Source organism: Eubacterium sp. SB2 (genome assembly GCF_001244405.1).
Lineage (GTDB): Bacteria > Bacillota > Clostridia > Lachnospirales > Lachnospiraceae > Faecalicatena > Faecalicatena contortus_B.
The window spans coordinates 160,355-181,585 of sequence record NZ_LN865149.1 but is presented as its reverse complement, the minus strand read 5'-3'; the positions used below and the strand labels follow the sequence as shown (position 1 = coordinate 181,585).

The 21,231-nt window shown below is 47.1% G+C and carries 17 protein-coding genes; all 17 read left to right on the top strand.

Annotated elements, in window-relative coordinates; translation table 11 throughout:
• The first annotated feature begins 36 nt into the window (after nucleotides 1–36).
• The 17 genes from BN1938_RS02640 to rsmA all read left to right on the top strand — a co-directional run bounded on the left by BN1938_RS02640 (nucleotide 37) and on the right by rsmA (nucleotide 21,198).
• Nucleotides 37–1,104: a hypothetical protein gene (locus BN1938_RS02640; RefSeq protein WP_050639114.1), complete on the top strand. Its 1,068-nt coding sequence runs from the start codon at nucleotides 37–39 to the stop codon at nucleotides 1,102–1,104.
• Nucleotides 1,105–1,129: 25 nt separating this feature from the next.
• Entirely contained in the window at nucleotides 1,130–2,536 is a 1,407-nt protein-coding gene (gene rhaB, locus BN1938_RS02635) for a rhamnulokinase (protein WP_050639113.1), read from the top strand.
• A 14-nt stretch (nucleotides 2,537–2,550) separates the two neighbouring features.
• Nucleotides 2,551–3,933 (top strand): MFS transporter, encoded by a 1,383-nt coding sequence (locus tag BN1938_RS02630; RefSeq protein ID WP_050639112.1) that lies wholly within the window; start codon nucleotides 2,551–2,553, stop codon nucleotides 3,931–3,933.
• 33 nt (nucleotides 3,934–3,966) lie between these two features.
• A complete protein-coding gene (locus tag BN1938_RS02625) occupies nucleotides 3,967–5,643 on the top strand; it encodes a DUF5060 domain-containing protein (protein ID WP_050639111.1) in 1,677 nt (558 codons plus the stop codon).
• 19 nt (nucleotides 5,644–5,662) lie between these two features.
• Nucleotides 5,663–6,388 carry a class II aldolase/adducin family protein gene (locus BN1938_RS02620; protein ID WP_050639110.1) on the top strand — a complete coding sequence of 242 codons (726 nt, stop codon included), beginning with the start codon at nucleotides 5,663–5,665 and terminating at the stop codon, nucleotides 6,386–6,388.
• A gap of 139 nt (nucleotides 6,389–6,527) precedes the next feature.
• Nucleotides 6,528–6,734: a hypothetical protein gene (locus tag BN1938_RS02615; RefSeq protein ID WP_050639109.1), complete on the top strand. Its 207-nt coding sequence runs from the start codon at nucleotides 6,528–6,530 to the stop codon at nucleotides 6,732–6,734.
• A 24-nt stretch (nucleotides 6,735–6,758) separates the two neighbouring features.
• Nucleotides 6,759–7,829 carry a substrate-binding domain-containing protein gene (locus BN1938_RS02610; RefSeq protein ID WP_050639108.1) on the top strand — a complete coding sequence of 357 codons (1,071 nt, stop codon included), beginning with the start codon at nucleotides 6,759–6,761 and terminating at the stop codon, nucleotides 7,827–7,829.
• 155 nt (nucleotides 7,830–7,984) lie between these two features.
• Nucleotides 7,985–8,650 (top strand): response regulator transcription factor, encoded by a 666-nt coding sequence (locus BN1938_RS02605; protein WP_050639107.1) that lies wholly within the window; start codon nucleotides 7,985–7,987, stop codon nucleotides 8,648–8,650.
• On the top strand, nucleotides 8,647–9,678 hold the full coding sequence (locus BN1938_RS02600) for a sensor histidine kinase (RefSeq protein ID WP_050639106.1): 1,032 nt from the start codon (nucleotides 8,647–8,649) through the stop codon (nucleotides 9,676–9,678). Before BN1938_RS02605 ends, BN1938_RS02600 begins: the two co-directional genes overlap by 4 nt.
• A gap of 80 nt (nucleotides 9,679–9,758) precedes the next feature.
• Entirely contained in the window at nucleotides 9,759–10,526 is a 768-nt protein-coding gene (locus BN1938_RS02595) for an ABC transporter ATP-binding protein (RefSeq protein ID WP_050639105.1), read from the top strand.
• Complete coding sequence (locus BN1938_RS02590) at nucleotides 10,516–12,552, top strand: ABC transporter permease (RefSeq protein ID WP_050639104.1); 2,037 nt, start codon at nucleotides 10,516–10,518, stop codon at nucleotides 12,550–12,552. The genes BN1938_RS02595 and BN1938_RS02590 overlap by 11 nt, the downstream gene beginning before the upstream one ends.
• A 147-nt stretch (nucleotides 12,553–12,699) precedes the next feature.
• On the top strand, nucleotides 12,700–14,967 hold the full coding sequence (locus BN1938_RS02585; RefSeq protein WP_050639103.1) for a hydratase: 2,268 nt from the start codon (nucleotides 12,700–12,702) through the stop codon (nucleotides 14,965–14,967).
• 735 nt (nucleotides 14,968–15,702) lie between these two features.
• Nucleotides 15,703–16,215, top strand: a complete 513-nt coding sequence (locus tag BN1938_RS02575; RefSeq protein WP_050639101.1) for an RNA polymerase sigma factor — start codon at nucleotides 15,703–15,705, stop codon at nucleotides 16,213–16,215.
• A gap of 14 nt (nucleotides 16,216–16,229) precedes the next feature.
• The gene (locus BN1938_RS02570) at nucleotides 16,230–18,353 is read left to right on the top strand and encodes a beta-propeller domain-containing protein (RefSeq protein ID WP_082202715.1); all 2,124 of its coding nucleotides are present in this window, start codon (nucleotides 16,230–16,232) and stop codon (nucleotides 18,351–18,353) included.
• Between the two features lie 78 nt (nucleotides 18,354–18,431).
• Nucleotides 18,432–19,196 (top strand): TatD family hydrolase, encoded by a 765-nt coding sequence (locus BN1938_RS02565; RefSeq protein WP_050639100.1) that lies wholly within the window; start codon nucleotides 18,432–18,434, stop codon nucleotides 19,194–19,196.
• Nucleotides 19,197–19,368: 172 nt separating this feature from the next.
• Nucleotides 19,369–20,178, top strand: a complete 810-nt coding sequence (locus BN1938_RS02560; RefSeq protein WP_050639099.1) for an alpha/beta fold hydrolase — start codon at nucleotides 19,369–19,371, stop codon at nucleotides 20,176–20,178.
• A 150-nt stretch (nucleotides 20,179–20,328) separates the two neighbouring features.
• Nucleotides 20,329–21,198 (top strand): 16S rRNA (adenine(1518)-N(6)/adenine(1519)-N(6))-dimethyltransferase RsmA, encoded by an 870-nt coding sequence (gene rsmA, locus BN1938_RS02555; protein ID WP_050639098.1) that lies wholly within the window; start codon nucleotides 20,329–20,331, stop codon nucleotides 21,196–21,198.
• Nucleotides 21,199–21,231: the final 33 nt, after the last annotated feature.

The window sequence follows — 21,231 nt, the reverse complement described above, 5'->3', positions numbered from 1 at the left end:
AACGCACATACACTACAGTAAATGAAAGGAGGAAAAATGAACAATCACATTACATATAAACAGGCAGCGGCAATGCTTAACTCTCAGAAACAGGACTATCATGTATTGAATCTGGGGGGCGGCTGGCGGTCGATTATCACCCGTTATGGCGGGCGGCTGTTAGGCCCTTTTAAAGAAGAGGACGGGGAAAGTATCCTGTGGATCACCCCGGCAATGAAGGACGAATTATCTTTCAAAAAATTTATTGAAAGCCGGCAGGCACAACTGGGAGGAGAAAGATTCTGGGTCAATCCGGAACTGCATTTTTACTGCGAGTCGCCGGAAACATTCGACGATACCTACACTGTACAACCCGAAATAGACCCCGGACATTACATTCTTGAAAAGCAGGGAGATAATGTTATCCTCAGTCAGCAGACATGTTTACGGGATTTGAATGACGGGACGGAAAAACATTTTTTTATTAAAAGAAGATATTCCAGTGCCCGGAATCCTCTGGAATATATCAAAGCGATAAAATCGCTTGAAGTGGATTTCTGCGGTTTCGTGCAGGATATTGAGCTAAGGAATGAAACTCCTGACGGGAAAACATATCTGGAACCTTGGGTGCTCACTCAGGTCAACCCGGAAGGCAGGTTTGTGACACCATTTTTTGGTGATTTCGAATTTGTTGACTACTATACTCCGGTGGAGGAAATGCAGAGAGTCTGCAAAGGATATGCAGAGCTGGATGTCACAGGAAACAGAAAGTATAAAGTTGCCTATCGGTCAGCACAGACGTTCGGCAGAATGGCTTTTGTAAAACGATGGGGAAACGGCTGGCATCTGATGGTACGCAATTATTATAATGATCCGTCAACCCCATACTGTTCCGAACCTTGGGGAGACCTGGGGAACCGGGGATGTTCTGTCTATTATTACAACGACGATCTTTCCAATGGAGGATTTGCTGAGTTTGAAAGCGGGGGGCTGACATTGGGTGGTGACGCAAACCGGCAGATTTCCCACAATACAACTTCCCTTTGGTTTTTCTTTGGAGGAAAAGAAGAGATAGAAAAGATTATGAGATATCTGCTTGGCATCAACTATAATTTTACCGGTTAAATACACGGAAAGGAGGAAAGAAGTATTGACGTCATATTATCTGGCGATTGACATAGGCGCCTCAAGCGGACGCCATATATTAGGTCACATAGACCAAAACCAGAAAATGGTATTGGAAGAAATCTATCGTTTCCCAAATAGAATGGTTCAGAAAAACGGCCGGAAAATCTGGGAAACAGACCGGCTGTTCAGGGAAATAAAAGACGGCATGAAGAAATGCAGGCAGCTGCAGAAGGTTCCGGTATCTGTAGGAATTGATACGTGGGGTGTGGACTGTGTTTTTCTGGGAACAGACGGTAACAGGCTGGGAGAAGCCGTAGGATACCGGGATTCCCGAACAAAAGGGATGGACATCGCTGTCAGGAAGGTGGTTTCAGACGAATTCCTTTTTCAGAAAACAGGAATTCAGAAGCAGATATTTAATACGCTCTATCAACTTATGGCAGTAAGGGAAAAAGAACCTGATACTTTTAAAAAGATGGAAAATATTCTGATGATACCTGATTTTTTTCATTATCTTCTCACTGGTGAAAAGGCAGCGGAATATACAAATGCCACGACAACACAACTGATTGAACCCTATAAGAGGAAATGGAACCATGAACTGATGGAAGCCCTCGGGCTTTCAACTTCCGTATTCCCTGAGCTGATCTATCCGGGTACGCTTCTGGGGAGACTGAAAAAGGACGTGCAGGAAGAAGTGGGGTTCGACTGTTATGTAACTGTACCTGCAACACACGATACTGCTTCCGCGGTGGCGGCGGTGCCGTCATGTCCGGGAGAAGATGCAATCTATATCAGTTCCGGGACATGGTCACTGATAGGGACAGAGGAAAAACGTCCAATCTGTACGGAAGAAGCGAGACTTAACAATTTTACAAATGAAGGAGGGTGTGACGCCAGATACCGATTTTTGAAAAACATAATGGGTATGTGGATGATTCAATGCATTCAAAAGGAACTGGCGCCGGAACAAAGTTTTGAGAAAATCTGCAGTGATGCGTCAAAAGAGAGTATCCGTTCCATTGTGGACTGCAGCGATGAACGATTTCTGGCTCCTGCCAGTATGGCGGAAGAGATCTGGAAAGCGTGCAAAGAATCCGGTCAAGAGATCCCGGCCGGGATCAGTGGGACAGCCTGCGTTATATATAACAGTCTGGCTCAATGTTATGCAGAAACAGTAAAAAGACTGGAAAATATTACCCATAAAATTTATAAGAAGATCTATATCGTGGGTGGCGGGTCAAAAGCCGATTATTTGAATCAACTGACCGCAACGATGACCGGAAAAACAGTTTGTGCCGGCCCCGCAGAAGCCACAGCGATTGGGAATCTGGCTGTACAGATGGTCTCGCACGGAGAATTTGCTGATCTTCAGGAAGCAAAGAACTGCATCAGAAATTCTTATGAAGTCGTAACATATCATAGCTGAACGGAGGAAAAGAAATGGATATAATAAAAAGAAATACCTGTTCTTCAACCATGGAAAAGATTATCTATGGTCTTGGGGATGTAGGCGCAAACTTATGCTGGTCATTTATGGCATCATTCGTAACACTTTACTATACTGACAGTGCGGGAATTGCTGCCGCGGCGGCAGGATCATTTATGCTGATTGCCCGTGTTCTGGATGGACTCACAGATGTGGTATGTGCTTTCCTGATGCAGAAGGTTAATACGAAATACGGAAAGATACGCCCCTGGTTTTGGATCGCTGCTCCTCTGCTTGGCATCGGAGTATACATCAGCTTTAATATTCCGTCGGGACTGGCAGATTCTCAAAAGCTGATCTACGCGTTCCTGACATATACATTTACAGGTGCGATATCTTTTACGATCTATAATCTTGCATTTACGGCAATCCTACCCCTTATGTCTCTGGATCCGGATGACAGAAATAAAACGAGTTCCGTACAGCGTATCATATGCGGCGCAGGAATACTAACGATTATGAATGTTACTCCGATTCTGCTTGGCTTATTTGGAGGAGAAAAGTCATCAGATGCCTGGCATACCCTTTCTCTGATTTACGCAATACTTTGTACAATTCTGGTATTCCTGATGGGCGTGATCATCAAAGAGAAGCAGGTGACTGACAATGAAAATGTTACAGAAGGAATAGCAAAAAAAGAGGAAAAAACACAGCAGATCCCTCAGGAAAAAATCAGTGTTTTTGTAACTTTGAAGAAAGCCGTTTTTAACAAATATATGCCTCTTTTGCTCTTATTTTTCATTGCGTATTACATATCTACCACACTGTATTCGGGAGCCCTGAGCTATTACTGCCGGGATATTCTTGGAAATATGAATTATGTAGGTCCGCTTTCCATGGCAAAAACAATACCGACAATGCTTGCAATTCCTTTCTGTCCCGTTCTGTTTAAAAAGTTCGGAAAAAGAAAAGTGGTAATTATAACACTAGCGATCGCATCCGTAAGCGCACTGTTAAAAATGTTAAATCCATCCAGTTTTATCTGGGTATTTGCAATGAACGTTGTGGGAGGTTTGGGCAGCGGACCTGTCTCAGCTTCCATGTTTACTTTTGTCGCGGACCTTGCGGATTACGTAAGAACCACCAAAGGTGTGCACGCAGAGTCATTTATCGCTATGACATCCAGCGTCGGAACAAAGCTTGGATCCGGACTTGGTTCCGCCATCATAGGCTGGGGACTGGCGATCGGAGGATATGACGCAGCTCTTTCACAGCAGAGAGCCGGTGCACTGCTCTCTATGAATATCATGGAAAATGCCGCACCGGCAATCTGCGGGGGTATCGTAATTATCTGCCTGCTGCTCTGGGATATGGATAAAAAGAAAGCAAAACAGTAACTATTGAAAACAAAATGTTAAAGGAGAATGGATATGTTAAAAGGATATGTTTGGAAGCCCTTTGAAATCTGTTTTAAAGCCGGAAAAGAGTATCAGGATGCATTCAATGAAGTGGATATGGATGTGGTTATCTCTGATGAAAAAGGAAAACTCTGGAACATTCCTGCGTTCTGGGCAGGCGGGGACTTATGGAAAGCGAGATTTTCTGCACCCCAACCCGGTCTTTACACCTATACAACAAGGTGTTCCTGCACGGAAGACCAGGGATTAAACGGTCAGGAAGGAGAATTTACGATCAAAAAGTATACAGGAGGAAATCCTCTGTATGTGCATGGTCCCATTCAGGTAATGGATAACGGCCGATATTTTGAACATCAGGATAAAACCCCTTTTGCATGGCTGGGTGACACCTGGTGGAATATGGAGAGTTCTCGGATGAGCGAAAATGGAGAGATTGAATATCTTGCCGAAGACCGGGTCAGGAAAGGCTTTACGGTTATAGCCGTTGTCAACGGATTCTGGTGCGACTTAAACGTATATGACGAGAGAATGAAAAATGCAGCCGGATTTGCCTGGAACGGACGGTTTGACACCATTAATCCGGATTATTACAATATCGTAGACAAGAAGATTGAGCAGATTACAGATGCAGGCCTGGTGATTTCCATGGCTGCAACATGGGGGTTCTATCTTGCCTATATGGGGGTAGAGAAAATGAAGAAGCATGTCCGTTATATGATTGCCCGTTATGCAGCTTATCCCATAGTCTGGCTGACGGCAGGGGAATCGCTGATGCCGTTTTACGACGAAATGCTTACAGAAGACGGAGTCTATAACTATTATTTTGAAAACAAAGGGCGTTTGAAAATGCTCGTCGATAACGCAAAAACGGAATGGACAGAAATCATAGAATATATGAAAGAGACTGACCCATATAACCGGCTTCTTACGATCCACACCCGGGTCAACGAGATTTCTACAGATGTCGTCACAAAGCCGGAACTACTGGATTTCATCGTATTCCAGGCAGGGAGGCATTCGGATGACCTGGCAGCTCTCGTGCCTCAGACGGCAGACTGTACGAGCCGCGCTCTGAAACAAGAACCAAACCGACCAGTGGTAAATTCGGAGTGTTGTTATGAAGGAATGATGTATCAGTGCGGTTCTCCTATCCAGAGATGGATATTCTGGCATTCCGTCCTTACTGGATGTGCGGGATGGACATATGGAGCAAACGGAATGTTTACTGCCAACCATGAGCATGAAGAATTCGGGCTTCCTCATTACAAACGCTGCTGGGGCGAGCAGACCTGGCAGGAAGCGGTGCATTTTGAAGGAGCCCGGCATGTAGGGAACTGCCGCAAATATCTCAACAGATATGAGTGGTGGAGATTAAAACCTCTGGATGATATAGTCGAGGAACCGGAAGGGATCTCGGATTATGAGAAAACAGTTTCTGCTGAGATTGAAGGGGAACTGATTATGGCCTATATGCAGCGGGATGTTGTGAAAGCCTCTTACTCGAAATGGCCCTGGATAATCCGCTTTAAGAATCTCAAACCGGGGACCCGCTACAGGATAAAAGCATATAATCCGATCAGAAATTATGAGGTGATACTGGGAGAGAATACGGTTGATGGAGCAGGGAAAATCGATACCGGGGTATTCCCGATGCAACAGGACTGGCTGGTTATTCTGGAGCAGGACTAGTTTTGAGAGAGGCAGAAAAATGAATGAATTTCAAAAAAAATATCAAAATGAAATACTGGAGTTGACGGAAGCATGCCACCGCTGCGCAGAGCTGAACTACGTAACCTCTTCCGGAGGCAATCTGTCGCTGCGCGCTGCTGAAAATGTGGTTCTCATCACACCGACGAAAACGCTAAAGCGGAAAATGCGGTTTGAAGACATTTGTGCGGTGGACTTAGAGGGGAAGATCATTTATGCCCCGGAGAATAAAAAGCCGACAGGGGAATGGAAGTTTCATACCAGAATCATGAGAAAGAGACCGGATATCAAAGCCATCGTCCATGCACATCCGCCGATTCTGACGGGTTTTGCCATCGCCAATGAGGGAACAATGGAAAAACCATTTCTTCCCGAACCAATCATAGAAGTGGGGCCGGTTCTGATGGTCCCCTACGAGACGCCTCTGTCCGAGGCACTTTCGGAGCGTTTCGATCATGTGATTGAGAAATCCAACGGATTCCTAATGGAAAATCACGGCGCGGTATTCTGTTCTCCTGTCGGAATCGAGGATGCAGTAGAACTTCTGAATATGACGGAATGCATGGCGCTGTCGATCCTGACCGCCAGAATCCTTGGCAACCCGAAAACGATGGAGGCAGTCTATGTAAAGGACATGGATCAGGTATCCATAGCACGTGGTCTGAAGATTCCGGGAGAACCTGGAAGATATCAGTCCGTAAGCGAAATTTATCATGTGGCAGAGTAAATCCGTACATAAAAATACCGCCTACTGTGCACACCCGGCGGGTGCGCACAGCAACTAAATGCGGGTTACTGTTCACACCCTGCGGGTGTGCACAGTAACGGCATCAGCCCATTTAAAGTCACCTATGGCGAGGGGTGCTATGCGCCAGTGGCGCATGTTTAGCACGGACCGAAGCGGAGCAAAGACCAGATGCCCCGAGACCATCACTTCATCGGCTCCGATGCCGTGCAGCGAGGTGCACGGCACGGTCTGGACAGTAACAAATGCGGTACAGAAGCAGAAAAAACGCCGTGCCTGCTTTACAAACAGGGAGAAAAACGATACTATAAGTAAAGGAAAAAATTAGTATATCATGTATAGCGGAGGCACTATGCAGCAAAAAATTACATTGAAAGAAATTGCGCAGATGGCAGGTACTTCCATTGGAACGGTAGACAGAGCCCTGCATGACAGGGGCAGGATTAACCCGGAGACAAAAGAAAAAATCCTTAAGATCGTGGACCAGCTTGGATATAAACCGAACGTAATGGCCAGTTCTCTGAGCAAAAAGACGAAATTACATATTGGAATTATCATGTCGGGAAAACCGGAAGAATTCTGCAACCATCTGATTCACGGACTGAAAGATGCTATTGATGAAATTAGTGTGTACGGCGTTACAACAGAATTTATCTTAACTGATACACTCTCTCCCCAGGATCAAATGGCAGCTATTCATAAACTGGACGAAGATAAATTTGATGCATTTCTGGTGAACGCAGGATCCAGAGTAGTTGGAGAGTGGATTGATACAGTAATGGGAAGGGGTAAAATTGTTGTTACTTTTAACTCGGACGTGGAAACCTGCAGCAGACTCTGTTATGTGGGAGAGGATCCTTACAGAGCAGGTCTGCTTATGGGTAACCAGATCACCGAGGTTGTGCCGGAGTTGAAAAGAATCGCACTGTTCCTGGGGTTTCGGGACAATTATTCCCACGTAGAAAGATGCCGCGGCGTGAAAGAAGCTGTGCGTTCGGTGTATCCGAAAATAGAATTCGTTGAATTTGAGTATCAGGATGAGGCTGGGACTGCGAGAGAAAAAGCCGGACAGCTTCTGGAAAGTAAACAGGATGTGCAGGCATTTTTTGCGGCAAGCGGCACAGGCGTTTGGGGGATTGGACAGGCAGTCAGCGAACTTCGGAAAGACATGCGTCCAAAAGTATTTGGCTACGATGTTAGCAGCCAGCTTGCAGAATTAATGGATTTGAATCTTTGCCAGGCAACAGCTTTTCAGGACCCTTATTGGCAGGGCTTCTACAGTATGAAGCTCCTGAGCGAGCATCTGCTTTTAAAGCAAAAAATTACCAGGGATAAATACATTATCCGAACAAAACTCGTCCTAAAAAACAATGTCAGAGATTATCTGATGGACCGGCACCAATATGACGGTTTCCTTCTGTAAGAATCTCATTAAAATAATAAAAAGTACAATAGTAAGAAGCCCTGTCAGCAAATGTCTGATAGGGTTTCTTTTATACACATGGTTTATTTAATAAAAACATTGTATAATATTACGTAGATCATATGATATTTGCTAAACAGCCGGAGGGTGCTAATATGGAAAGAATTTATATAGTTGAAGACGAACCGCGTCTGCGGAAGGAGCTATGCGGAGTATTGGAAAGAAACGGATACGAATGTATTACAGATGAGGATTTTGAACATGTGACGGAGAACATTCTGAAGATGGCGCCGGATCTTGTGCTGCTGGATTTAAGTCTGCCGGTCCATGACGGATTTTACATCTGCAGGAGTCTCAGGGCGGTTTCGGATGTCCCCATCATCATTGTGACCAGCTCTGACAGTGATATGGACGAGTTGATGAGCCTGAATCTGGGGGCGGATGACTTTATAACAAAGCCATATAACATCCATATTCTTCTGGCACATATTTCCGCAGTGCTCGTCCGGACCAATGGACGCAGGGGCAGTCTGACGCTGAGCCACAAGGGGCTGGCGCTGGATATTGGGAAAAGCAGGGCATCTTTTCAGGGAAGGGATGTTGAACTTACAAAGAATGAGCTTGGAATTTTGAAAACTCTGATGGAACATAAAGGCACAATTGTATCAAGGGAAGAGCTGATCCGGGAATTGTGGGAGATGGAAGAATTTGTGGAGGACAGTACACTGAATGTAAACATTAATCGTCTTAGGAAAAAGCTTTCGGATATAGGGGTTTCTGAGTATCTGATGACAAAAAGGGGACAGGGGTATATGATATGAAATTTTTGGGCTACTGTAAAGACAAATGGATATCCTTCTTCATATTTGCAGTGGTGTTTGCCGCCGGTTTCGGGCTTCTTTTGCTTATAGGCACGCCGTTGGCTGCAGCCTGTGTTGTGGAGGGGGCCTATACGGCCGGCTTTTTTTTAATATTGCTGCAGGATTTTCTGGCAAGAAAAGGATTTTATGAGCAGGTGATGGAGGGGGCAGAGAATCTGGAAGAGATTTGTTACCTTTCGGAATTTCTGACAGAGCCATATTTTCAGGAAGGGCGGATATTGTATGAAATCCTCCGGCGTGATGAAAAGTATATGAACGACAGGATTGCCGGCCAGCAGCAGGAGCTGCAGGAGTATAAGGCTTATGTGGAAACCTGGGTGCATGAGATTAAGACACCGGTCGCGGTTTCCAGAATGATTATGGAAAATAACCGGAGCGATGTAACCAGAAGCCTGTCACAGGAGATGGACAAGGTAGAGGGATATATTGATCAGATGCTTTATTACAGTAAGAGCAGCAGCCTGCAGGAAGATTATATAATACGGGAAGTTTCGCTGAAGGAGATGGTGATGTCCGCCGTCAAAGCGCATTCAAAAGCAATGATTACGGCGAAGGTGACGCCAGGCTTTGAGAACCTGGATCATATGGTATTGACAGACCCCAAATGGATGGGATTTATTCTGGGTCAAATTATAACAAACGGGGTAAAATATCATTCTAAAGGGCAGAAGCCTGAATTGAGATTTACTGCCGTCCGGGAGGGAAGCTTTATTCTGCTGTCTGTTTCGGATAATGGGATCGGTATGCCTGCGGAAGATGTGGTAAAAGTTTTTCGGAAAGGATTTACGGGCAGCAACGGCAGAAAGTTTGCAAGGTCTACCGGTATGGGACTTTATCTGTGCGATACTTTGTGCCGAAAGCTGGGAACGGAGATCTCCCTGACATCGAAGCAGGGGGAAGGCACGAAAGTCACTCTGCGCCTGGCAGCGGCAGAAAAAGTGAAGGAGCCGAATATTACAGAACTGTAATTTTACTGTTAGCTAATGACATAGCAGCAGTTTTTTCCGCATGATATACTGAGTCCATCATATGAAGGAGGAATAAAGGAATGAATCCGGTTTTAAAAGTGGAAAATCTGCAAAAATTTTATAAAACAAAAGGCTCTGTTACCAAAGCGGTAGATCATATAAGCTTTGAGGTAGAACGTGGTGAATATATCGGAATAATGGGGGCTTCCGGAAGCGGTAAGACTACGCTGCTGAACTGTATTTCTACGATTGACCATCCCACTGCGGGAAAGATCTATATAAACAATAAAAATATAACCGGCTTAAAAGAAGCGCAGCTTGCACGCTTCAGGAGAGAAGCGCTGGGGTTTATATTTCAAAATTTTAACCTTCTGGATACCTTGAGCGGGAGGGACAATATTGCGCTGGCGCTGGCAATTAACGGTGTGAAACCTTCCAGGATTCCACGTATTACAGAACAGGTGGCTGCGGATCTGGATATTGGAGCGATACTTGACAAGTACCCTTATGAAATGTCAGGCGGCCAGCAGCAGCGTATTGCGTGTGCAAGGGCGATTGTTACGGAACCATCTCTTATTCTCGCGGATGAACCCACCGGGGCCCTGGACTCCAAGTCAGCGGGCATGCTTCTGGAGAGCCTGAATATCATGAACGAAAAGAAAGCGGCAACGATTCTGATGGTGACCCATGACGCATTTACCGCAAGCCACTGCAAGCGGATTCTATTTATCAAAGACGGCCGTATTTTTAATGAGTTGATGCGGGGGACAAAGAGCCGTAAGGCGTTTTTTGATGAAATCATGCAGGTAGTATCGTTCCTGGGAGGTGACAAGAGCCATGCTTTTTAAAAATAGAAAAAGCGCGGTTTCGGCTAGCCTCTTCAACGAACTGGCGAAGAAAAATGTGAAGAAGAGCGCAAAAGACTATTTTATTTATTTCTTTACACTGATGTTATCTGTCTGTCTGTTTTACAGCTTCAATTCTGTCAGCACGCAGTTTGCCTCCCTGGGACTGGAGGACACCTTGAACTATCTGGCGTTTTCTTCCGCTGTGCTGAACGCATTTTCAGTGCTTGTCTGCCTTATTATGGGGATGCTGGTAGTCTATGCGAACCGGTTTTTACTGCGAAGAAGAAAGGTGGAGATGGGTATTTATGCGACTCTGGGAATGGACCGCAGGGATCTGAACCGGCTTCTGATGAAGGAGACGATCAGAATAGGATTCTTTTCCTTGATTGCTGGAATTATCCTGGGGCTGTTTGCCGCGCAGATCCTGTCACTGCTTACGGCGAAGCTGGCAGGGCTCAGTGCAGCGTCGTATCACTTTATGGTTTCTTTCAAAGCGATTGTACTGACAGTTCTGTTTTTTGGGATTTTATTTTTCTTCACGCACCTGTTTAATATCAGAGAGCTGAAAAAAATGAGTCTCCTGGAGATGCTTTATTCTGACAGAAAAAATGAAACTGTTTCAGAAGACAAAAAGGGCCTGACATGGCTGCTGGCCATCCTTTCAGCAGTACTCATTCTGGGAGGATACGCGGTGCTTGCACTGACTGTAAACGGAGGGGTATTCAAGGCGCTGGCAATTGGCGGTATGATGTTGATTGCGGGAACGTTATTTTTCTTTATGGCAGTACTGCGGATTGCCGCATTTGCGATGAAAAAGAATAAGCGGTTTTATTTTAAAAGACTGAATATGTATACGGTAAGCCAGTTTTCATCCAGAATAAGATCAGAGGGGCTTTCGCTTGCAATGATTTCAATCCTGCTGTTTTTATCACTGTCGCTGACCATACTGGGACCGGGAATTGGTAAAAATGTCATTAACGGCGTGGAATATGCGACTCCTTATGACTGTACGATATATTATGGCTTGTCTGGTGCCGATACAGTGAATGACCCCTTGGAAGCGTTGGAAAATGGCGGCTTTCATATCAGTAATTTCTCCGATGCTTATGCAGCGTTCCGGGTGTATGAATCACCTTCTGTTACAACCGCGTTTTTTAAGGAGAGCCAGGAGGAGGAGTCAGCTCCAGAGATGGAAGGAAATACGAAAAGCAGCGGTGGACTTGTAAATATCATTGGAATCGAAGATTATAACCGTCTTCTGGAACTCCAGGGCGGGCAGCCTATTGTGCTGAGCGGGGGCGAGTATGCGGTAACCTATGCATTTCCTGCCATGGAAAAGACATTAAAAGCATTTGCGCAAAACCCGGGTACGCTTAAGATCGGGGATGAGGAACTCTCCCTGACAGATCAGGGAATCCGCCGTAATGCATGGAAGAACCAAAACGCCTTAATTGAGTCAGGAACCGTGGTTATTCCGCAGCACCTGGCAGAGTCGCTGAAACCTAATACATGGTATGTGAATTTTAACTTCCGGAAAGGCCCGGAAGATATGAATAAGGCACTTTATGAGAACTGGTATATGGCAGACAATACAGGATTTCAGATGTGGGCAAAACAGGATGCACTGCTCTCGGTTACAGCAGACAATCTGACAATGACATATCTGGGGCTTTACCTTGGGATTACATTCCTGATTACAGCCGGCGCGGTGCTGGCTATCCAGCAGCTGTCACATTCTACGGATCATGCCAAACGCTATAAGCTTTTAAGGAAACTGGGGGCCTCGGAAAGAGACATTAGAAGTTCCCTCATGAAGCAGCTTAGAGTTTGTTTTGGAATTCCGATGCTGGCGGCCCTTATGAATGCTGCTGCCGTAATTATATCTGTATTCCGTTATTTTGAAGGGCTGGATTATACTGACATGCTGCCGGTCATTGGTTCAGGAATCCTGTTGGTTCTTCTCGTATATGCAGTCTATTTTATTACGACCTATGTGGGAAGCAGGAGGATCCTGCAGATCCGATAAATCTGTTTCACACAGCGAGTACAGCAGCCTCCCCGGGGAGGCTGTTCTTGCCGTATTTTGCCGCTTCCGTTATTTACATCCATTCTTTAACATGCTAAAATGATTAACAGTAACGATTAAAATCAAGTATGTTTAGGAGGAGCGAACATGATAAAGCTATACGATAATGGTGTCTATCTGATGGACGGCACTGAAATAGTTGAAGATACAGGCAGTGTTTCTGTCCCGGTTTCAAAAGACGAAGCAGCTCAGAATACGATGGCTTACGGCATTTTGAAAGAGCATAACACATCTTCTGACATGGAACATCTTCAGATTAAGTTTGATAAACTGACTTCCCATGATATCACATTTGTGGGTATTATCCAGACTGCGAGGGCTTCAGGACTTGAGAAGTTCCCGATCCCTTACGTGCTGACAAACTGCCACAACAGCCTGTGTGCTGTTGGCGGAACGATCAACGAGGATGACCACATGTTTGGACTGACCTGTGCAAAGAAATACGGCGGAGTCTATGTACCGCCTCATCAGGCAGTCATTCATCAGTATGCACGGGAGATGCTGGCCGGCGGCGGAAAGATGATCCTTGGATCAGACAGCCATACCCGCTACGGCGCCCTGGGAACGATGGCTATGGGAGAGGGCGGTCCGGAGCTTGTAAAACAGCTTCTGAACAAGACCTATGATATAAAGATGCCGGGAGTCATTGCGATTTACCTGGATGGTGAGCCGATGAAGGGTGTTGGCCCTCAGGATGTGGCTCTGGCAATTATAGGCGCAACATTTGGAAATGGCTATGTTAACAATAAAGTGATGGAATTCGTCGGACCGGGAGTCAGCAAGCTGAGCGCAGACTTCAGAATCGGTATTGACGTTATGACAACGGAGACAACCTGTCTGTCCTCCATCTGGAAAACAGACGATAAGATCCGTGAATTCTATGAGATCCACGGCAGAGCCGGGGATTACAAAGAGCTGAACCCTGGCGCAGCGGCATATTATGACGGCATGGTTTACGTGAACCTGAGCGAGATCAAGCCGATGATCGCCATGCCGTTCCATCCAAGCAATGTGTACACAATTGATGAACTGAACGCTAACCTGAAGGATATTCTGCACGATGTTGAGCAGAAGGCGCTTGTTAGTCTGGACGGTGCAGTAGACTATACGCTTCAGGATAAGGTGGTTGACGGCAAATTATATGTAGAGCAGGGAATTATCGCAGGATGTGCGGGCGGCGGCTTCGAAAATATCTGTGCGGCTGCAGACATTATCAAAGGCAGAAATATCGGACATGATGAATTTACATTCAGCGTCTATCCCGCAAGCACTCCGATCTACATGGAACTTGTTAAAAACGGGGCGGTTGCAGACTTAATGGCAGCAGGAACCATTGTAAAGACAGCCTTCTGCGGCCCATGCTTCGGGGCGGGAGATACGCCGGCCAATAATGCATTCTCCATCCGCCACTCTACCAGAAACTTCCCGAACCGGGAGGGCTCCAAGCTCCAGAGCGGTCAGATTGCCTCCGTGGCGCTTATGGACGCGCGTTCCATAGCTGCAACAGCCGCCAATAAGGGATTCCTGACGCCGGCCACAGCGCTGGATGTAGAATATACAGGACAGAAATATCATTTTGACAAGAGCATATATGAGAACCGGGTATTTGACAGCAAAGGTGAGGCAGACCCGGATGTGGAGATCAAGTTCGGCCCGAACATCAAAGACTGGCCGGCCATGTCAGCCTTACCGCAGAACCTGGTCGTAAAGATCGTTTCCGAGATCCATGACCCGGTAACCACGACAGACGAGCTGATCCCATCGGGCGAGACATCTTCCTACCGCTCCAATCCGCTGGGCCTTGCTGAGTTTACACTGTCCAGAAAAGACCCTGCATACGTAGCCCGCGCCAAAGAAGTACAGGCAGCCCAGAAGGCAATCGAGGCAGGCACATGCCCGCTGGACGTTCTCGAGGAGCTGAAACCGGTGATGGCAAAGATCCAGGAATCCTACCCCTCAGCAGGCGAAGGAAACCTGGGTGTAGGAAGCGCCATATTTGCAGTAAAACCAGGAGACGGCTCTGCCCGCGAGCAGGCAGCATCCTGCCAGAAAGTATTGGGAGGCTGGGCTAATATTGCGAATGAATATGCCACAAAGCGTTACCGTTCCAACCTGATCAACTGGGGAATGCTCCCGCTTCTGACCAAAGAAAATCACGAGTCCCTGCCATTTGGGAACGGAGATTACATCTTCATCCCTGATGTCAGAAAAGCCGTAGAAGAAAAACAAGACACCATAAAAGCATACGTAGTAGGCGACAGCCTCAAAGAAACAGAATTCCGCCTGGGAGAACTCACAGACGCAGAACGCGAAATCATCCTAAAAGGCTGCCTCATCAACTACTATAAAGGATAAAGAGAGGTGCTGCTGGCGGAAGGGGGACGCTGTCTGGAATCGTGGCAGGGGTCTTTTGGATACGGGTTTCGAGGATAACTGCCGCTAATCAAAATGGAAGCCAACATGATGAACACCGACGACAAACACGAGAATGCAGGATGCATTCTCGCTGAGTCGTCTTTCCAACAGGACTGGAAGTCCTGTTGGAAGTTCATATGTTGGCTTCCATTTTGATGAAGCGGCAGTAATCCCCGAAAGACGCATCCAAAAGACCCCTGCCACGATTCCAGACAGCTGTTGCATCCGGCCGGCTGTAAAAACTCCGCTCCTCCTGGAGGCGGTCCTTAAACGGGAGCTGCGGATTTGTAACGGCGGCACGTAAAAATCCTGTCTGTTGATGGCTTAAATACTTGCTTCTTCCAGGCTATTACGCATAGTCAACTCAATCCGCCGCCACCGTTATAACCCCCTCAATGGAAATACAATCCCTGCCGTCCGGATGAACCCAGCCTGTGGCAAGCGGACCGCTTTGAAAAAGTGCACAGCAGTTTCCCCCACGCCCCCGGAACTCCCGCTCTCCACAGGCGTCCCCCTAGTTCATCCCCGCCCGCAGCAAAAAAAAACATTTCCAATGCAACAAACCATGGTTTATGATACTCTTATATGTATGAACGAAATATAATATCATTTCGTTCTCATTCATGAATGTATATAACTGCTCCTGCGATGCGGAGCAGGAGAGGAGGGGTGCAGATGTATGATTATGAGAGCTGTTCGGAACTGATCTTGATCAGGAAGGCCCGCAGAGGTGATGTGAAAGCTTTCTCTGAACTGTACGCGAGAATTTATGTGGATCTGTATAAATTTTCACTTTATATGCTGAAACATCCGCAGGATGCGGAGGATGCGGTCAGCGAGGCTGTGATATCTGCCTATGAGAATATTGGGAGCCTGAGGAAAGAGGAGTCTTTCCGGAGCTGGATTTTTAAGATTTTGAGTAACCGGTGCAGGAAAAAGTTAAGGGATACGGGGCGCACAGAAGAGCTGGAGGCAGAGTTGCCGGCGGCAGAGAGGGATTATGCAGGCGCTCATGATGTGCGTGAAGCATTCCGGATCTTGAATGAAGATGAGAGGATGATTGTGGCATTTTCCGTGTTTGGCGGGTATCAGAGCGACGAGATCGGCGGCATGATGGAGATGAACCCGGCCACAGTCCGCTCGAAGAAGACGCGGGCGCTGGATAAGATGCGCCGTGTGCTGCAGTAGAAAGGGGTGTAGATATGAGTTTGGATGGGAAAGATTTAAACGGGAAGAATGGGAGAGAGAATCCGGAGGGAAACAAAACAGAAGAACAAAAGACCGATGAGCACAAAATAGAAGAACAGGTGGAAAAACAGGCTGTGGAGGAGCAGATCCGGGAGATGGCAGATGATGTGGAGATCCCCGAATCTCTGAAACCGGAGAATATAGAAAAAATGCTGACTGAAAAAGGCGGGAAGAAACCTTTCCGGTGGAAAGCAGCGTATAGTGCGGTGGCTGCAGCTGCCTGTTGTGTGATTGTAGTGGGGATTGCCGCTTTCGGCGGCGGCCTTGGGGGACATAAAGATATGTCTAACACCGAGAGTACTTCTGCCGCTGATGCGGGAGGAACGAATGAAGCGAAGGCGGATGCGGAGTCCTCGGGCACATCCGATACGGTTATAGCTTCCGCCGGGGACTATGATGAAATTTATAAATATATTGAGGCGGAGAAGAAGAGTCAAGAGGAGCTCCAGAAGCAGTATAGCGTGGACAGTGCCGCCGACGGCAGTGCATCGAATTTCGCACGCACGGAATCTGCCGAGAGCAAAGCCGATACATCTGCGGCGGGGGCTGCCGACAGTGGTGCGTCCTATTCGGATACAAATATCAGGGAAGAGGGCGTTGAGGAAGGGGATATCGTTAAGACGGACGGTAAGAACCTTTATATTCTGAATGGGCAGAAGGTACAGATTGTCAATATTGAGAATAAAGAGATGAAGGAGATGGCTTCCATCAGGCTGGAGGACGACCAGTACATCTCTGAGATCTATATAAAAGGCGATAACCTGCTTATTGTGTACACGAAGACCGAGTACAATGACGGCAACGAGGGATATGACGGTACTTACAAGCAGTACACTGTAGCGGAGACTTATGATGTGAGCAACCCGGAGAAGCCCAAATCTGTGGGAAAGATTACACAGAGCGGCAGCTTTTATACGGTACGTGTGACGGGAGACTATGTATACCTGTTCAGCAATTTTAACGCCGAGTTGTCGGCTGCAAGGAATGATATTGATTTATACATTCCCCAGGTGCAGGGAAAGGCCATTGACAGCGGAAGCATTCTGCTGCCACAGTATGTGCGGGGAAACCAGTATACCGTGATCTCTGCTTTCTCTCTGAAAGATCCCGGCAGGAAGCTGGACAGCAAAGCAGTATTCGGAAGTTCCGGGCTTGTGTATGTTAGCGGAAGCAGCATCTATGTTTGTGAGTCCTATTACAATTCCGAGGAGTCCGATGTAACACAAACCTGTATCCGTAAGGTGGCTTATAAGGACGGTACTCTGGAGGCAGTGGGACAGACGCGGATCGACGGTACATTAAACGATTCGTTCAGTATTGATGAGTATGAGGGAAATCTGCGGCTGGTAACTACGGTCAGCCCTACAGGCGGTGCAAGTCCGTTTCCGATCGTAACGTTTGGAGAGTCCCCGTTTTCTTCCAAATCCACAAAGAAGGACAGCAATTCACTCTATGTCCTGGATGAAAAATTGAATGAACTGGGAAAAATTGAAGGGCTCGCAGAAGATGAGCAGGTATATTCGGCAAGGTTTATGGGCAGCACGGGATACTTTGTGACATTTAAGCAGGTTGATCCGCTGTTTTCTGTAGATTTGTCCAATCCGGAGAAGCCGGAGGTGATCGGGGCCCTTAAGATACCGGGATTCTCGGATTATCTCCATCCATATGGTGACGGCCTGCTGCTTGGGATCGGGATGGATGTGGATGAGACAGGAACCACTACGGAGGGCGTGAAGCTGTCCATGTTTGATATCTCAGATCCCTCTGATGTGAAGGAGATCGAGAAGTATGTGATGGAGGATTGTTACTCAACAAACGTTTCTTACAACTACAAAGCGGCTCTGATCAATACGGACAGGAATCTGATCGGATTTGCTGCATACGGACAGAGTCAGAAGTATTACTTGTTCTCCTACGACAAGGAAAAAGGGTTCCAGTGTATTTTTGAACGGGAACTGAGTGGATATTCGGAAGGACGGGGATTGTTCAGCGAAGATACTTTCTATCTTGTGGCTGGCAATACAGTAGAATCTTTCCGGATGGATACATTTGAAAAGGTGGATGATATTGTGCTATAATCGTGGAAGCGATTGGGGCCGGACCCTCTTATGCAGGGTCCGGTTTTTATATGCTACAATGTACCAGGGAGGTCACTTATGATTTTTGATACACATGCACATTATGATGATGAACAGTTTGATGAGGACAGGGATGCGCTTTTATGCTCCATGCGGGAGGGCGGCGTTGGGACGATTGTTAATGCAGGTTCCGATGTGGCGTCCTGGGAGGAGATCAGGGCACTGACTGCAAGATATCCTTTCATATACGGGGCGGCAGGAGTGCACCCCGATGATGTGGGGGAACTGAATGAAGAAAATTTTATGCGGCTCCGGGCGATTCTACGGGAAGAAAAGATGGTTGCGGTAGGAGAGATCGGGCTGGACTATTACTGGGATAATGAGAGCCATGAGGTTCAGAAGACATGGTTCATCCGCCAGCTGGAGCTGGCCCGGGAGCTGGAAATGCCGGTTATTATCCATAGCCGGGAAGCGGCTGCGGATACGCTTCAGATTATGAAGGAACATGCTAGGGGACTTAAGGGTGTGATCCACTGTTTTTCTTATTCGGCTGAGATGGCAAGGGAATACGTAAAGATGGGGTTCTTCATTGGCGTGGGGGGCGTTGTCACATTTAAGAATTCCAGAAAACTAAAGGAAGTGGTGGAGGAGACTCCGCTGGAATACCTGCTGCTTGAGACGGATTGCCCGTATCTTGCGCCGGTTCCGAACAGGGGCAAACGAAATTCTTCTTTAAACCTGGTCTATGTAGCGGAGCAGATCGCAGAACTGAAGCAGTTATCTTATGATGAGGTGGTAGAACAGACAGAAAAAAATGCCAGAAGGCTTTACAACTTACTGTAGATGGTATGGTCATACAGGGGACTCCGGAAGATGCCTGAGAAGACATAGAATTATATTTGCCGCCGGCTTGGCAGCCGTTAGAACCGTCAGATTTTATCGGGTGTGAGGCCGGTAGCAGTTTTTTGTTTTTATGCATATAGTGTATAGAAATAAACTGGAGATGTGTGATTTTATGTTTTATGTTAATTCTACGGATGGAGTAAAGATCGCGGTATATGACTATAACTGTGGTGGGACAGAGACTGTGCTTTTGATTCATGGCTGGCCTCTGTCCCATAAAATTTATGAGTATCAGATTCCGATTCTGGTCCGCATGGGATACCGAGTTGTGGCTTTGGATCTGAGAGGGTTTGGGATGTCTGATGTTCCGGGGTGCGGCTATAGTTATGACCAGATGGCAACAGATATTTACCAGGTAGTGAAAAGGCTGCGGCTGTGGTCATTTACCTTAGTGGGATTTTCCATGGGAGGGGCGATCAGCCTGAGATACATGCGTCTGTTCCGCGGATATGGGGTAAAGAAGCTGATTCTGCTGGCCGCCGCGGCTCCGTGTTGGACACAGCGTCCGGGATTTCCTTATGGGCTGACAAGAGAAGCGGTTGATGAGATTATCTGTCAGATCGAGACGGACCGGGCACAGTATGCGGAGGAGTTCAGCCAACAGTTGTTTGCCAGCCCGCACAGCGCATGTATTATCGACTGGTTCCGGCAGATCGCGATGTCGGCTTCAGCTATCGGCACAATTGAATGTGCGCTGTCTCTGCGGGATGAGGACGGCAGGGATGATCTCTGTTACGTGCATGTGCCTACGGTGATCATTCATGGAGAAAAAGATGTGGTAGTGTCCAATGACCTTGCAGAAATTCAGCATGAGTGCATCAACGGCAGCAGACTGTATACACTGCAAGAAAGCGGCCACGGTATCATGTACGATGAACTGGAGAAGTTCAATGATATTTTCCTGCATGCAGTTGAATGCTGAGAGGATGAACAGTAACGGTTCAGGCAGGCCGGGACGATTACGCCGCTTACCCCGCAGGAAAAGAAAGTTTTTGATAATCGTTGCCGGGCATGGGAAAGTATATTATACTGTTTAGAGGAAAAGTTCAACAACATGAACGAGGAGGAGCTTATGAAGGAGCCGACACTAGGCAGCCCGCAGAATACAATTGCTGTTTTACAAAAATACAACTTTGCTTTTCAGAAAAAGTTCGGACAGAATTTTTTGATAGATACTCATGTGCTGGATAAGATTATCCGCTCTGCGGAGATCACGCCGGAGGATATGGTGCTGGAGATCGGGCCGGGCATCGGAACCATGACGCAGTATCTTGCGTGTGCCGCAGGAAAGGTGACTGCGGTGGAGATTGATAGGGCCCTGATCCCTATCCTGGAGGACACCCTCGATGGCTTTGACAATGTCACCGTGCTCAATGAGGATATACTGAAGGTGGATATTGCAGAGCTGGCAGAGCGTGAGAACGGGGGACGCCCGATTAAGGTGGTTGCAAATCTGCCGTACTACATTACAACACCAATTATTATGGGGTTATTTGAGAAGCATGTGCCCGTAAAGAGCATTACAGTTATGGTGCAGAAGGAAGTGGCTGAGCGTATGCAGGTTGGGCCGGGAACGAAGGACTACGGCGCCCTGTCGCTGGCAGTGCAGTATTATGCAAAGCCTTATATAGTGGCAAATGTACCGCCGAACTGTTTTATGCCAAGACCAAAAGTAGGCTCCGCCGTGATCCGGCTGGATCGGTACGGGGAGCCGCCGGTACAGGTGGATGATGAAAAGCTGATGTTTCGGATTATCCGTGCATCGTTTAACCAGAGGAGAAAAACGCTTGCAAACGGCATGAAAAATTCTCCTGAGCTGGATTATGCAAAGGAACAGATTGAAGCGGCGATAATAAGCCTCGGCAAAGGAGCCGGAGTGCGGGGGGAAGCATTGAGCCTGGAAGAATTCGCGGCGCTTACGAATTATCTGATAAGGGTTTGAATGCTGCGGAACAGGGATACAAATGACGGTGAG